This is a genomic window from Amycolatopsis sp. TRM77291 (assembly GCF_054166285.1).
Genome location: NZ_JBSZHF010000001.1, coordinates 6,497,473 through 6,511,631 on the forward strand (window position 1 = coordinate 6,497,473; position 14,159 = coordinate 6,511,631).

Here is a 14,159-nt window from a genome sequence, read left to right on the forward strand (position 1 = left end):
GCGGGGGAAGCGGGGGGTGAGGCGGGAGCCGAGGAAGCGGCCGGGTTGGGCGGAGCGGCGTAGGTGTTCATCGCCGTGATCTTCCACTTGTCGCCTTGCAGCTCCGCGTTCAAGTGCAGCTGCGCGCTCCCGGCGGTCGTCTTGTTCGTGTCGGCCCGCGTCGAGCTCTGGTCGACGAACACCATCACGTCGGCCCGGTCGCCTTCCAGCCGGATGACGGCGCTCCGGGTGACCTTGCACGTCACGACCATCTTCTGCTGCGGGGCCAGCCGCTTGACCTCGCCCATCAGCAGGTTGTACTTCGCCCGCACCTCGTCGTTGACCAGCAGATCGGCCGCCGCGGACTCGGTCTTCGCGATGTTGTTGTAGTCGTACGAGAACAGCGCCTCGGTCGCCTTCGCGACCTGGTCCTTGACCTGCGCGGTCTTCGCGACGTCCAGCAGCGCGGTGTTGTTCGTCGAGCTGGACACCTCGTCGGCCTGGATCTTGAACAGCACCGCGGTCGCGGCCAGCAGCAGTCCGACGACGACCAGCGCGCCCGCCAGGATCAGCTGCCGGGAGCCCGGCTTCTTCTCGGGCGCTGAAGATTCATCGGAAGCGACCTCGGCTTCGGCCTCTTCGAGGTCGTCCGGCTTCTCTTCGGCGGCCGCGCGCGCCTTCGCACGCGGGCTCGGCTTCTCGACGGGCTCTTCAGGAGCCTCGACAGCGGCCACCTCAGGCTCAGCGACCTCAGCAACCTCAACGGCCTCAGGCTCAGGCTGGGGTTCCGGCGCAGGACGCGGAGCGGGCCGCGGCGACGGCCGGCGGACCGGCGCCGGCGTTTCGTCGACCTCTGAGACCTCGGAGACCTTCGAGACCTCGGAGACCTCCGAGACCTCTGTGGCAGCGGCTTCCGGAGAAGCGGGAGCAGGAGAGGCACCGGGCCGTCGCAGGCCGGCCACCCGGGGGCGGCGCACCGGCGGAGTGCTGCGAGGGGGCTGGCGACGGGAGGGGGGCACTACGTGGCTCCGTTCTAGGTGACGCTCTTACTGACCGGCCGCGACGAGGGGCACGTTGTCGATCCCGGACAGCTTCCACTCATCGCCCACCCGGGTCATCGAGACCTCCAGGCGCAACGCCTTCGAGCTCGCCTTGTCGCCCTGGGTGACCTGGGTGGAGATGGCGGCGAGGAAGCTCGCCTTGCCCTCGTGGTCGTCGAGTTCCTCGACCGCGATGTCCTGGATGGTGGTCACGACCTTGGTCTTCGCGTCGCCGAGCGCCTTGCGGTAGGTCGGCTCCAGCTGGGCCAGCTGCTGGCTCATCTTGTCGTCGGAGACGGCCTTCTGCTTGGCGAAGAACTCGTCGAGTTTCTCGAAGTCGACCTCGGTGTACGCCTTGATCGCGGTGCCGCCCGCCTTGGCCACCTCGTCCCGCGAGCGCGCCAGGTCGGCGTTGTCGTCGGACGCGGCCACGGCCCACATGACACCGAAGATCGCCGCGGCGACGAAGGCGGCGAGCGCGAACGCCGCCGCCCCGAGGACCAGGGTCCGCGATCGGGAAGAACTCATGACACTCCAGGTTAGATATACGGTCTCGGCGTCAGCCGGGCAGGCCCAGCAGCGTGCCGAGGGTGGGCAGGCTGACCCCGGGGCTCTGCAGGACGCTCGGCATGCCCTGTGCCGCGCGCAGGCTGGCCAGTTCCTCGGCCGAGCGGCCGGCGTTCGCCGCGACGTCGCCTTCCGACGGGATCTGCGGGACCCCGTTGTACGGCGCGTTCTGCGAACCGCGCACGTTGATCGGGCTGCCCTTCGGCTCGGCGCAGTACGCGTCGTCCTTCGGCGCGCGAGGCGTCGTGTCGGTGCCTTCGCGGTACTTGTCGAGGCCCATGTAGCCCTTGGTGCACGACGGCGGGTTGAACAGGTTGAGCGCGAGCCCGAGGTGCGCGGTGCCGTCGTTGGCGACGGTGTTGGCACCGGCCGCGAGCATCGGGTAGGTCACGAGGCCCTGTTCGAGCCCGTCGAGCCGGGTCACCAGCAGGTTCGACGTCGTGAGCAGGTTCGCCGTCAGCGCGCCAAGCCCCGGCCCGGATTCGGCGAGCACCGAGCTGATCTGGTTCGCCACCTGCGGGGTGATCCCGATCAGCTTCCGGATGTCGGCGTCGGAGTTCTTCAGGGTGCCGGAGAGCTTGTTGAGATCCGCGCTGAACGACTTCATCGAGCTCGCCATGTCGTTCTGCGTTTCGAGGACCTGTCCGCCCTTTTCCAGCAGCTGGACGGTCTGCGGCAGGTATTCCTGCGCGGTCGCGGTGAAGCTCCGCGCGGTGTCGAGCAGCCTCTGCAGGTCCGGGCCGGTGCCATTGAAGGCGTTGTACGACTCGTCGACGACCTTGCGCAGCGAGTCGGTCGGCACCGAGGCCGCGAGGCTGTCGAGGTCGCCGATGAGCTGTTCGGTGGGCACGGGCGTCTTGACCTTGTCGGCCGGGATGACCGAACCCGAGTTCAGGAACGGTCCCTTGTCGCTCTTGGGCTTCAGGTCGACGAACTGCTCGCCGACCGCCGACCGGTTCGCGACGACGGCGTCGAGATCGGCGGGCACCTGCGGGGCGTCCGGTGAGATGTTGAGGTCGGCCTCCAGCCCGGTCTTGGTCAGGCGCAGCTCGCCGACGCGGCCGATGTTGAAGCCCCGGTACGTGACCTCGGCGTTCTGGAAGATGCCGCCCGACTGCTTGAGCTGCAGTTTCACCGTGTAGCCCTCGTCGCCGAAGACCTGGCCGAGCCCGGCGAACCGGATCAGCGCGTACACGATGGCGACCACGGAGATGATCGCGAACGCGACCAGCTGGATCTTCGTCCTACGGACCAGCATCAGCCGGCACCTCCCGACAGCACGCCGAAGATACCGGCGGGTCCGGTCTGTTGCGGCTGTCCGCCGCCCTGCGGCGCACTCGCCTGGCCACCGGCGACACCGGCGACGCTGTCCGGGATCGGCAGCGGCGGGTTCGCGCCCGGCCCCTCGGTGCCCCCGGTCAGACCCGGCACCGGGATGACGTCCTTGAGCGGGTTCTCGCGGCTGCGGCCGAGATTCTTGAGGATCTCGTTCAGGTTCAGGTCGATCTTCGCGAACAGGTTGAAGTAGTCGCCCTTGACGCCGTCGTAGGCGGCGTCGCTGAACGGGAAGGTCAGCAGGATCTCCAGCGCCTTCGGCAGGTCCGCGCCCGCCTCGCCGAGCTTCTGCAGCGTCGGCTGCAGCGCCTTGAGGTCGGCGACGAGGTCTTCCTTGCTCTTGTTCACCGTGTCGACGGCGACACCGGAGAGGTGGTTGAGCGCGTTCAGCATGGTCACCAGCTGACCGCGCTGCTGCTCCAGCACACCGAGGCCGGGGCCGAGGTTGTCGACCGCGCCGACCAGCTTGTCCTTCTGGCCGTTCAGGGTGAGCGAGAGCCGGTTCAGCCCGTCGAGCGCCCGCGTGATGTTCGCGGACTGCTTGTCCAGGTTCGTGACCAGCTCGTTGGTGTTGTTCAGCAGCGCCTTGAGCTCCGGCGAGCGGCCGTGGGTGGCGTTGTTGAGTTCCTTGGTGATCGTGTTGAGCTGTTCCACGCCGCCACCGTTCAGCAGCAGCGAAAGCGCGCCGAGCAGTTCTTCGACCTCGACACTGCGGTTCGTGCGGGCCAGCGGGATCACCGCGTTGTCGGCGAGTTTGCCCTGTCCGTCGGCGGGCGCCGCCAGCTCGACGTACTTCTCACCCAGAAGGCTCGACTGCTTGACGTTGGCGAGCGCGTTCGCCGGCAGCTTCACGTCACCGTTGACCCGGAGGGTGACTTCGGCGTTCCAGCCGTCCGGGGTCAGCCCGATCGCTTCGACGCGGCCGATGGCGACCTCGTTGACCTTCACCCCTGCCTGCGGGGTCAGGTCGAGCACGTCCCGGAACTGCACCTTGACCGTGTACGGGTGGTCGCCGAGTTCGGCGCCACCGGGCAGCGGGACGTCGTAGATCCCGCTGAACCCGCAGCCGCTCAACGTCAGCGCGGCGACGGTCCCGGAGGCGATGAGAGCGAGTTTCTTCATCACTTGGCCGCCGTTCCATAGAGCTGCCCGGCGATCGGGAGCGGCAGCGGCGGCAGCTGGCCGGCCTGCGACGACTGGATCACCTGCGCGATCGACGGCAGCGGCACCAGCCCGTCGACCAGTCCGGCGACCCCCTTGCACGCGTCGCCCAGCGCGTCGAGCGCCTCCGGGGTCTGCTTGAGCAGGTTGCACACCATCACCAGCGGCGGCTGGGTGAGCTCGTTGAGGTTGGCCCGCGCGTCGAGCGTGCCGGACGAGGCGTTGTAGGTGTTGACCAGGTTCCCGAGGCCGACCGGGGCGACGTCGAGGATCTCGGCGAGCGCGCCGCGCTGGTCCACGAGCACCTTGGTGACACTGGCCAGCTTGTCCACATTGGACTTGAGCCGGTCGCGGTTCTTCTCGATGAACGCCTGCACCGCGGTCAGCGTGTCGGACAGCTGCTTCACCGTGGCCGAAAGGTTTTCCCGCTCCCCCGCGAGGAATCCGCTGACGTCGGCGAGCTGGCGCTCGAAGTCGCGGACCTGCTTGTCGCTGTTCACCAGCGTCTGCGAGAAGGAGCCGAGGTTCTCGACGGTCTTGAACAGATCGTCCTTGTTGCCGGACAACGTGCCCGCGGCCTGGCCGAGTTTCGTGATCGTGTCGTGCAGCGCCTGCCCGTTGCCGTCGAAGTTCTTCGCGGCGGTGTCGAGCAGGTTCGACAGCGACCCGTTCTTGTTGGCGCCGTTGGGCCCGAGCGACTGGCTGACCCGCGAAAGGCTGGCGGCGAGCTCGTCGACTTCCAGGGGGACCTCGGTGCGGTCGAGCCCGATGACGGCGCCGTCGGCGATCCGCGGGCCGCCCTTGTACGCCGGGGCGAGCTGCACGTAGCGGTCGCTGACCAGCGACGGCGACACGATGATCGCCTTCGCGTCGGCGGGCACGGGCACCGAACGGTCGTACTCGAGTTCGACGCGGACCTGGTTGCCCATCGGCTGGATCTTCGTGACCGTGCCCATGTCGACGCCGAGCATGCGGACACTGTTGCCTTCGTAGAGGCCGACCGTGCCGGCGAAGTACGCGGTCACGTGGTTGCGGCCGGCGTCCTTGAGCGTCCACCACAGCGCACCGGCGACGACCAGCGCGAGCACGATCGCGATGGTGAAGCCACGCGCGAGGCCGGCTCCGAGACGGGTACTCATTTCTCGTAGCACCCCTTCTCGTTGATCGGGCCGAACGACGGCAGGACCAGCCCGCAGATGTAGTTGTCGAACCAGCGGCCGCTGCCGATCGTGTTCGTGAACACCCGGATGAACGGCGCGAACCGCGCGATGCCCTGGCCGAGGGCGTCCTGGTTGCGCTGGAGCATCGAGGTCAGCTGATCGAGCTGGGTGAGCACCGGGTCGAGCTGCGCGTCGTTGTCGTCGACCAGGCCCTTGAGCTGGGTGGCGAGGTTGCGCGAGCCGTCCAGCAGCGCGGAGATCGCGTCCTTGCGCTTGGCCACCTCGCCGAGCAGCTTGTTGCCGTCGGCAAGGAGCTTCTGGAACTCGGCGTCGCGGTCGACGAGCGTCTGCGAGACCTGCCGCGTGTTCGCGAGCAGGCTCGACAGCTGCGAGTCACGCTTGGCGATGGTGTCCGAAAGCCGCGAAAGGCCGTTCAGGGCGCCCTTCACGTCGGCCGGGGTGTCCGCGAAGGTCTCCGTGATGACGTCGAAGCTCTTCGCCAGCTGCGTCGTGTCGATGTCGTCGACGGTCTGCGAAAGCCCGCGGAAGGCGTCGAGGACGTCGAACGGCGACATCGTGCGCTCACGCGGGATCGTCACGCTCGGGTCGAGCGTGCGCTGCCCCTGCGGGTCGAGCGCCAGGTACTTCTGCCCCAGCACGGTCTTGATCTTGATGGCGGCGCTGGTCTTGTCGCCCAGCCAGGCGTCCTTGACCTTGAACGAGATCCGGACCTTGTCGCCGTCGAGCTTGATCTCGGAGACCTTGCCGACCTTCACGCCGGCGACGCGGACGTCGTTGTCCTCCTGCAGGCCGGAAGCCTCGGTGAAGTCGGCGGAGTACGTCGTCCCGCCGCCGATGACCGGAAGGTCGTCGGAGTTGAGCGCGGCGAGGAAACCGAGTAGCAGCACCGAGATGCCGACCAGCGCGATCGGGATCGGATTGCGCTTCTGGAATGACTTCATGCCGTGCACCTCGCCCGGTTCACCGGCAGCAGCGGCAGGTTGATCGGCTCGTTGATCAGCGGAGGCAGGGCGACGGCTCCCGTCATCTCACAGGCGAAGAAGTTGAACCAGGAGCCATAGTCGGCGGTGCGGGTCAGCGCCGTCACCTTCTGCGGCAGGAACTGGATGAAGTGCTCGACGATCGGCTGGCTGTCGTTGAGGTTCTTCGACAGCGTGCCGAGCGCGGCGATGTCCTGCTTGAGCGGCTCGCGGGCCTCGCCGAGCAGACCCGAGGTCGTCTGGGCGAGGGTGCCGAGCGATTCGATGGCGTCGCCGATCGGCTCGCGGTCCGCGGCCAGCCCGGAGACCAGCTGCTGCAGCTTGACGATCAGGTCGTTGAGCTGCGGCGTGTGCGCGTTGACCGTGTCGAGTACCGAGTTCAGGTTGTCGATGACCTCGCCGATCACCTTGTCCTTGTCGGCGATCGTGGTGGCCAGCGACGCGGTGTGCTTCAACAGGCTTTCGACCGTGCCGCCCTCGCCCTGCAGGACCTGGATGACCTCGTAGGACAGCTTGTTGATGTCGTCCGGGTTGAGCGCGGTGAACAGCGGCTTGAACCCGTTGAACAACTGCGTCAGGTCGAGCGCGGGCGTGGTCCGCTCCAGCGGGATGTTCCCGCCGGGCTCCAGCGTCTTGCCGGAGCTGTCGGTGCCCTGCCCGAGCGAGAGGTAGCGCTGGCCGACCAGGTTGCGGAACTTGATCTGCGCGGTCACCCCGGCGGGCAGCTTGCGGCCGGCGTCCACCTCGAACTCGATCTCGGCCTGGCGCCGGTCGACGATGCGGACCTCCTTGACCTGCCCGACCCGGACACCGGCGATGCGGACGTCGTCGTTGGGCAGCACGAGGGTCGCGTCGCTGAACCGCGCCTTGTAGGCGTTGGTGCTGGTGGTGTTCACGTTGGCGATGCTGATCCCGAGGATCGTCGTGAACAGCACGGTGACGACGATGAAGGCGCCGAGTTTGATCAGCGGTGCGAGCAATCCCCTCACTTGACGTGCACCTCCGCTCCCCGATAGAGCGGACCGACGAGCAGCGAGCCCCAGCCGGGCACGTCCGAGGCGGCCATGCCGACCTGCGGGGCGACCAGCTGCGCGAGGAAGTCCGATTCGGACGCGCTGTAGGACGGGCTACCGCCGGGTGCTCCCCCGCCGTTGTAACCGCCGACGTTCGCGAAACCGTTCGAAGGCGAAAGGCCGTCGTTCGCCGAACGTGCCGGCGGCTTGACCGTGCTGCCGTCCTTGATCGGGCCGTCCGGCGGGTACTGCGGGAACGGGTCCGGGAACTGCTTCAGGTCGTAGCAGCGCGGGCCGCGTTTGTCCTCGAACCGCGGCTCGTCCTTGCCGGGCAGGTACGGCCCGCGGTTGACGGTGACCTCGATGGTCGCGTGCAGACCGGGCCGGTCGGTGCCCTTGCCGAGGGCCTTGTCGATCTTCGGCAGGTTGTCCGCCATCTGCCCGATCACGCACGGGTACGACGGCGAGTACTTCGCCAGCAGCTCCGCCGTCGGACGGGCGGTGTCGGCGAGCCTGATCAGGTTGTCGGCGTTGTTCCGCAGGAAGGTCTGGAGGTCGACCGAAGCCTGGGTGACGCTGCCGTAGAGGTTCGCCAGGTTCATCTTCTGGTCCACCACGGTGCGGGTGGTGGTGCTCAGATTGTCCAAGGTCTGCACCAGATCCGGGGCGACGTCGCCCAGGTTGTCCGAGAACTTCGCGAGCTCCTTGAGGTTCTGCTGGAGCTTGGGCTCGTGCGGGTTCAGCTCGCCGACGTAGGTGCCGAGCTGCGCGAGGGTGTCGCCGAGCTGGTCGCCGCGGCCGTTGAGCGCGGTCGAGATCGCCGAAAGGGTGCTCGACAGCTTCTGCGGCTGGACGGCCTGCAAGACCGGCATCAGGTGGGCGAAGGCCTGCTCCAGCTCGACCGCGCCGGACGTGCGGTCCTGGGTGATCACGTCGCCCTCGGCGATCGTCCGCTCCGAAGGCACGTCCGGGATTTCGAGGGAAACGAAACGCTCACCGAACAACGTCTTCGGCAGGAATCGCGCCGAAACGTTCTGGGGGATCAGTTTCGCCGACTCCGGATTCAGCGCGAGCGTGAGTTCGGCGCCGTCCGGGGTCGCGTTGATCTCCTTGACCGAGCCGACGATGAGCCCGCGGACCTTCACGTCGGACTGCTTCAGCAGCTGGTTCCCGATGTTGCCCGACTGGAGCTTCACGCTGACGACGGGCGTGAACGCCCGCTGGTACAGCGCGATGCTCAGCGCCACCCCGCCGATGAGCACGGCGACCAGAAGCAGGCCCAGCAGCCTGCGCCGGATTGTCGCGATCATCCTGCGATCCTCACCGTGACGTCGGTTCCCCAGATCGCGAAACCGATGAAGAAGTTCATGATGGACACCGTGACGATGCTCAGCCGGACCGCCTTACCGACGGCCACGCCGACACCGGCGGGGCCACCGGAGGCCCGGTAACCGAAATAACAATGCGACAGGATGATCAAGACGCTGAACAACAGCACCTTGATGAACGAATACAACACATCCTGTGGTGGTAGGAACAGGTCGAAGTAATGGTCGTAGGTACCCGCTGACTGGTTGTAGATGTAGATAACGACCAACCGGGACGCGAGATACGAACTCAGCAGGCCGATCACGTACAGCGGGATGACCGCGACGAAACCGGCGATGATCCGCGTGGTCACCAGGTACGGCAGGCTGGGCACGCCCATGACTTCGAGCGCGTCGATCTCCTCGGAGATCCGCATCGCGCCCAGCTGGGCGGTGAACCCGGCGCCGACGGTCGCCGAAAGCGCGAGCCCGGCGACCAACGGGGCGATCTCACGGGTGTTGAAGAACGCGGTCAGGAAACCGGTGAAGGCCGACGTGCCGATCGAGTTCAGTGCCGAATAACCCTGAAGACCGACGAGGACACCGGTGAACAACGTAAGGCCGACCATCACGCCGACCGTGCCGCCGATGACCGCGAGCGAGCCGGAACCGAAGCTCACCTCGGCCAGCAGCCGCAGAACTTCTTTCATGTAGCGGCGAAGCGTCCTCGGCGTCCACAGCAGCGCACGGCCGTAGAACGACATCTGGTCGCCGAGGTTGTCCAGAGTCTGCAAAGGACGGTTGGCGACCCGCTTGGCGCCCTGGAGGAAGGTCATGCGTCAGTCCAGCTTTCCGGGCACGATCTGCAGGTAGATCAGCGTGATCACGAAGTTCACCACGAACAGCATGAGGAACGTGATGACGACCGACTGGTTCACCGCGTCCCCGACGCCCTTCGGGCCGCCGGACGGGTTCAGTCCCCGGTAAGAGGCGACGACCGCGGCGATGAAGCCGAAGATCAGCGCTTTCAGCTCGCCGACCCAGAGGTCCGGCAGCTGGGCCAGCGCGGAGAAACTCGCCAGGTACGCGCCCGGCGTCCCGCCCTGGAGGACGACGTTGAAGAAGTACCCGCCGAGCACGCCGATGACGCTGACCATGCCGTTCAGCAGGAGCGCCACCAGCATCATCGCGAGCACGCGCGGCACGATCAGCCGCTGCACCGCGGAGACGCCGAGCACCTCCATGGCGTCGATCTCTTCGCGGATCGTCCGCGCGCCGATGTCCGCGCAGACCGCGCTACCGCCGGCGCCCGCGACCAGCAGCGCCGTGACCAGCGGGCTGGCCTGCTGCACGGTGGCCAGCACCGACCCGGCGCCCGTGTAGGACTGGGCGCCGAGCTGGCGGGCGAGCGAGCCGAACTGCAGCGAGATGACCGCGCCGAACGGGATCGCGACGAGCGCCGTCGGGAGGATCGTGACGCTCGCGATGAACCAGGCCTGCTGGATGAACTCCCGCAGCTGGAACGGGCGCTGGAAAATGCCACGAACGATGTCGAGGCCGAGAGCGAACAGGTTCCCGGTCTCGCGCAACATGCCGATCCCGGGAATCTTCGCCGATGAAGCGGAAGAGCTCACGCGCCACCTGACCCCGGATCTTGTGGCCGCAAGCGGTGGTTGCCCGCTCTCCCGGGATGCGGGATGTGGGCGACCTGGTCGTCGGGCAACTGGCCCTGGTGGTGGTTCGGGATCGAACTCTCGGCGGGCGACGACCGGTGGCCGGCGGTCGCGAGGCGCTGCGGGCGGACGCCGTAGCGCTGCTGCTCCTCCGGGGAGAGCGACTCGATGATGCTCTGCTGCGCCTCGGCAGGCAGGCCGTGCAGGATCTGCATGACGCGGTCCTTGCGGCGGACCGCGCCCATCCGGGTCGGCACGCCGGGCGTCGGCTGCATCTGCGGCGGCACCCCGCTGACGTCCTCGACACCGCCCGCGTGGTGACCGGCCTCGAACATCGCGCGCTCCGCGGCGAGCTGGGCCGAGTCCTTCTCCTCGCTCATGCCGATGGGGCCGTCCATCTTGCCGTTGAGGAACTGCTTGACGACCGGCTCCTCGCTGGTCAGCAGCACCTCGCGCGGGCCGAACATGACCAGTTCCTTGCGGAAGAGCATGCCGAGGTTGTCCGGGACGGTGCGGGCGAGGTTGATGTTGTGCGTGACGATCAGGAACGTCGCGTCGATCTGCGCGTTGACGTCGAGGAAGAGCTGGGAGATGTAGGTGGTGCGGACCGGGTCGAGACCGGAGTCCGGCTCGTCGACCAGGATGATCTGCGGGTCCAGCACCAGGGCGCGGGCGAGTCCGGCGCGTTTGCGCATACCGCCGGAGATCTCGCCGGGCAGCTTCTTGTCGGCGCCGTTGAGACCGGTCATCTCGAGCTTCTCGAGCACGATCCGGCGGACCTCGGTCTCCGACTTCTTCGTGTGCTCGCGCAGGGGGAACGCCACGTTGTCGTAGAGGTTCATCGAGCCGAAGAGCGCGCCGTCCTGGAAGAGGACGCCGAAGAGCTTGCGCACCTCGTAGAGCTGGTGTTCGGAGCACGTCACGATGTCGACGCCGTTGATCATGCATCGGCCACGGTCCGGCTTGAGCAGACCGATCATCGACTTCAAGAAGACGGACTTACCGGTTCCGGACGGACCGAGCATCGCCGAAACCTCGCCCGGAGGCAGGGTCAGCGTGACGTCCCGCCAGATGGCCTGCTTACCGAAGGACTTGGAAAGACCTTCGATGACCACCTCGGCACCCATCGCACCTCCAGGAGCTGTTCCGCGTCGTCGCGCACTGCCGTCCCGTGCCACTGGCCCGGGAGGACGCATGCGTTCGCGCAGCGATACCCGCGTCAACCAGGTGCAACGAGCTGAGTGCGAACAGGTTACTCACCAGTTTTCTTTTCTGGCCAGACCCGCGGGTAACTTTTCGCGCAGCCCGCCGCCTGCCCGTGCACCGCTTGCAGCACCGTAGTGCACGTCACTCCGGTGCGCAGATCCACAGCGGGCGCCGCCCGGCCCGTATCGCGTTTAGCCCGCTAAACGCAGGTCAGGGCCCTTGCCGCCCTCCGCGTCGGCCGGATCGCGTTTAGCGGGCTAAACGCGATCTGGTGCCCTGATGCTTAGCGTCGCTACGTGTCGCGATTAGGGGGCTAAACGCAGGTCGGGGCCGGAGACAGCGAAGGGGCGGGCATCCGAGTGGATGCCCGCCCCTTCGACGGTGCTGCGTTAGGCGCTGACGCGCCCGGGATCACTTGATGGTGATCTTGGCGCCGGCGGCCTCGAGCTTCTCCTTGGCGGCGTCGGCGGCCTCCTTGTCGACCTTCTCCAGGAGGGCCTTGGGAGCGGCCTCGACCAGCTCCTTGGCCTCCTTCAGGCCCAGACCGGAGACGACCTCGCGGACGACCTTGATGACCTGGATCTTCTTGTCACCGGCGGACTCGAGGACGACGTCGAACTCGTCCTGCTCCTCGGCGGCCGCGGCGGGGGCGGCACCCGGGGCGGCGGCGACGACGGCAGCCGGGGCGGCCGCGGTCACGTCGAAGGTGGTCTCGAATTCCTTCACGAACTCGGACAGCTCAAGAAGGGTGAGCTCCTTGAAGGCGTCGATCAGCTCGGCGGTGCTCAGCTTCGCCATGGTGGCTTTCCTCTCTGAAACGAACTAAAAGTTCGGGGTGGGGGTGTTCAGCTCTCGGCGGGTGCTTCGGCTGCTTCGGTACCGGCGTTGCGCTGCTTCTCCTCCAGCGCGGCAGCCAGGCGGGCGACCTGGGACGCCGGCGCCTGGAACAGCGCGGCGGCCTGGGACAGCTTCGCCTTGAACGCGCCCGCCGCCTTGGCGAGCAGGACCTCACGGCTGTCGAGATCGGCGATCTGGTTGATCTCGTCCACGGACAGCGTCTTGCCGTCCATGTAGCCGCCCTTGATCACAAGCGCGTTGTTGTCCTTCGCGAAGTCGCGAAGCGCCTTCGCGGCGTCAACAGCTTCACCTTCGACGAAGGCGATCGCGGTCGGGCCGACGAACAGGTCCTCGAGACCCTCGATTCCGGCGTCCGTGGCGGCACGCTGGACAAGGGTGTTCTTCGCGACCCGGTACTTGGCATTGGTGCCGAGAGCGCGGCGCAGCTGGGACAGCTGGGACACGGAGAGGCCGGTGTACTGGGTAACGACTGTGGCCGAGCTGGTGCGGAAGCGCTCCGCGATCTCGGCGACGGCCGCCTCCTTGTCGGGCTTCGCCATGGTCGCCTCCTCTCTTGGCTAGTGGTCCACTGGCCTTGAGAGCCCTGAAACGACGAAACGCCCCAGCGCAGACAGGCGCGGGGCGTCAGGGCAAACGACGGAGTACGTCGTGAGCGAGCCTCGTTCCTCCTGCGCGGGTCGCCCGCCCTAGCGGGGCCTTCGTTCTCCGAGTCAGATGACCAGGAGAAGACCAGCGGTCTTCGGTAGAACCTTGACAAGAGTACGTGACCCTGTTTCGCCCCCGGCACGGCCCCCCCCCCCCTCTCAACTCGCGTTCAGCGGGCTAAACGCGACCGGCGGAGTGCGCGGGAGGGCTCGCGAGGCATCATGGTGACGTGGCGGAGCAGCGTGATGACGGAAAGCCGGACAACGAGCCCGGCACGGACATCGAGCCCAAGGCGGGAGGTCAGCCCGCGCACCGGCTGGACGACGAGCAACTGCGCCAGTTCCAACAGTTTCAGCAGTTCCAGGACTATCTGAAGTTCACCGAGGCGCAGAAGCAGGGCCTCGTGCCGTCGCAGCCCGCGCAACCCATGACCCAGCACTACGGCGGTCAGCCTCCGGTGCCTCCGGGACCGCCGCCCGGCGAGCTCGTGCCGGCCCCTCGGCCGCGCATGCCGCGCTGGCTGCGACGTCTGGGCGGGAAGCTGCTCGCCTGGATCATCGTGATCTTGCTGATCTGCGTCGGCGCCACCATCGTCTACCGGCAGTTCTTCCCTAGCGACGCCGGGCAAAACACGGCGACGTTCGTCCAGGGCGGCGGAGGCAAGCATCGCACCAACCAGGTGCTGTCGACCAACCCGTGGGAGGCCGTGCGGGCCATCTACGACACGATCGGCAAGCCGTACCCGCCTGCCACCCGCGTCGAGAAGGTCTGCCTGTCGATGAGCGAACAGGCGCAGGCCCAGTTCGCCCGCAACCTCGGCTACCCGGACTGCGCGACCGCCGTCCCGGCCCTGAACGCCAAGGTCACCGACATCACGCCGTACATCTACGCGGTGCGCCCGATGTCGAGCGTCGTCCCGCGGCAGAACCTGACCATCCACTCGTGCTGGTACAGCATCCGCGGTGGCCCCTTGCTGGGCAGCTTCACCCTGCAGGAAGTCGAGATGGGTCAGTGGCTGATCACCGGGCACGCGAACTCCCCTGACCCCTGCCCCGCCCCGCCCACCGGCAACTGACCTGGGTGTTTAGCCCCCAGATCGCGATTAGGGGGCTAAACGCAAGTGCCCTCGGGATCGCGTTTAGCCCGCTAAAGGCGACACGCGCCCGGGATCGCGATTAGCCCGCGAAACGCAGGTCGCGCGCCGGATCGCGATT

General features: G+C 67.3%; 14 protein-coding genes. 1 reads left to right on the forward strand and 13 read right to left on the reverse strand.

The features are described 5' to 3' along the window. The 13 genes from ACXIZN_RS30030 to rplJ all read right to left on the reverse strand — a co-directional run. On the reverse strand, window positions 1–941 hold a 941-nt coding region (locus tag ACXIZN_RS30030; protein ID WP_457960634.1), incomplete at its 3' end, for a hypothetical protein. An 84-nt stretch (window positions 942–1,025) separates the two neighbouring features. After that, entirely contained in the window at window positions 1,026–1,547 is a 522-nt protein-coding gene (locus tag ACXIZN_RS30035) for a hypothetical protein (RefSeq protein WP_126733334.1), read from the reverse strand. 31 nt (window positions 1,548–1,578) lie between these two features. Beyond that, on the reverse strand, window positions 1,579–2,844 hold the full coding sequence (locus ACXIZN_RS30040) for an MCE family protein (protein WP_457958372.1): 1,266 nt from the start codon (window positions 2,842–2,844) through the stop codon (window positions 1,579–1,581). Beyond that, window positions 2,844–4,043 carry an MCE family protein gene (locus tag ACXIZN_RS30045; protein ID WP_457958374.1) on the reverse strand — a complete coding sequence of 400 codons (1,200 nt, stop codon included), beginning with the start codon at window positions 4,041–4,043 and terminating at the stop codon, window positions 2,844–2,846. Before ACXIZN_RS30045 ends, ACXIZN_RS30040 begins: the two co-directional genes overlap by 1 nt. Continuing rightward, window positions 4,043–5,221, reverse strand: a complete 1,179-nt coding sequence (locus tag ACXIZN_RS30050) for an MCE family protein (protein WP_257489278.1) — start codon at window positions 5,219–5,221, stop codon at window positions 4,043–4,045. The genes ACXIZN_RS30045 and ACXIZN_RS30050 overlap by 1 nt, the downstream gene beginning before the upstream one ends. Next, window positions 5,218–6,204 carry an MCE family protein gene (locus tag ACXIZN_RS30055; protein WP_457958376.1) on the reverse strand — a complete coding sequence of 329 codons (987 nt, stop codon included), beginning with the start codon at window positions 6,202–6,204 and terminating at the stop codon, window positions 5,218–5,220. The genes ACXIZN_RS30050 and ACXIZN_RS30055 overlap by 4 nt, the downstream gene beginning before the upstream one ends. Then, window positions 6,201–7,232, reverse strand: a complete 1,032-nt coding sequence (locus ACXIZN_RS30060; protein ID WP_126733329.1) for an MCE family protein — start codon at window positions 7,230–7,232, stop codon at window positions 6,201–6,203. The genes ACXIZN_RS30055 and ACXIZN_RS30060 overlap by 4 nt, the downstream gene beginning before the upstream one ends. Next, the gene (locus tag ACXIZN_RS30065) at window positions 7,229–8,566 is read right to left on the reverse strand and encodes an MCE family protein (protein WP_457958377.1); all 1,338 of its coding nucleotides are present in this window, start codon (window positions 8,564–8,566) and stop codon (window positions 7,229–7,231) included. The genes ACXIZN_RS30060 and ACXIZN_RS30065 overlap by 4 nt, the downstream gene beginning before the upstream one ends. Continuing rightward, window positions 8,563–9,399, reverse strand: coding sequence for an MlaE family ABC transporter permease (locus ACXIZN_RS30070; RefSeq protein WP_016331063.1), 837 nt, complete (start codon window positions 9,397–9,399; stop codon window positions 8,563–8,565). Before ACXIZN_RS30070 ends, ACXIZN_RS30065 begins: the two co-directional genes overlap by 4 nt. Window positions 9,400–9,402: 3 nt before the next feature. After that, entirely contained in the window at window positions 9,403–10,155 is a 753-nt protein-coding gene (locus tag ACXIZN_RS30075; RefSeq protein WP_020633292.1) for an MlaE family ABC transporter permease, read from the reverse strand. A gap of 38 nt (window positions 10,156–10,193) precedes the next feature. Further along, window positions 10,194–11,363 carry an ABC transporter ATP-binding protein gene (locus tag ACXIZN_RS30080; protein ID WP_126733327.1) on the reverse strand — a complete coding sequence of 390 codons (1,170 nt, stop codon included), beginning with the start codon at window positions 11,361–11,363 and terminating at the stop codon, window positions 10,194–10,196. 490 nt (window positions 11,364–11,853) lie between these two features. Then, complete coding sequence (rplL, locus tag ACXIZN_RS30085; protein ID WP_257489281.1) at window positions 11,854–12,240, reverse strand: 50S ribosomal protein L7/L12; 387 nt, start codon at window positions 12,238–12,240, stop codon at window positions 11,854–11,856. A 47-nt stretch (window positions 12,241–12,287) separates the two neighbouring features. Next, on the reverse strand, window positions 12,288–12,839 hold the full coding sequence (gene rplJ, locus ACXIZN_RS30090) for a 50S ribosomal protein L10 (RefSeq protein ID WP_192747811.1): 552 nt from the start codon (window positions 12,837–12,839) through the stop codon (window positions 12,288–12,290). A 335-nt stretch (window positions 12,840–13,174) separates the two neighbouring features. On the opposite strand from rplJ, the gene ACXIZN_RS30095 reads away from it, so the two are divergent. Further along, window positions 13,175–14,020, forward strand: coding sequence for a hypothetical protein (locus ACXIZN_RS30095; protein ID WP_457958379.1), 846 nt, complete (start codon window positions 13,175–13,177; stop codon window positions 14,018–14,020). Window positions 14,021–14,159 lie beyond the last annotated feature (139 nt).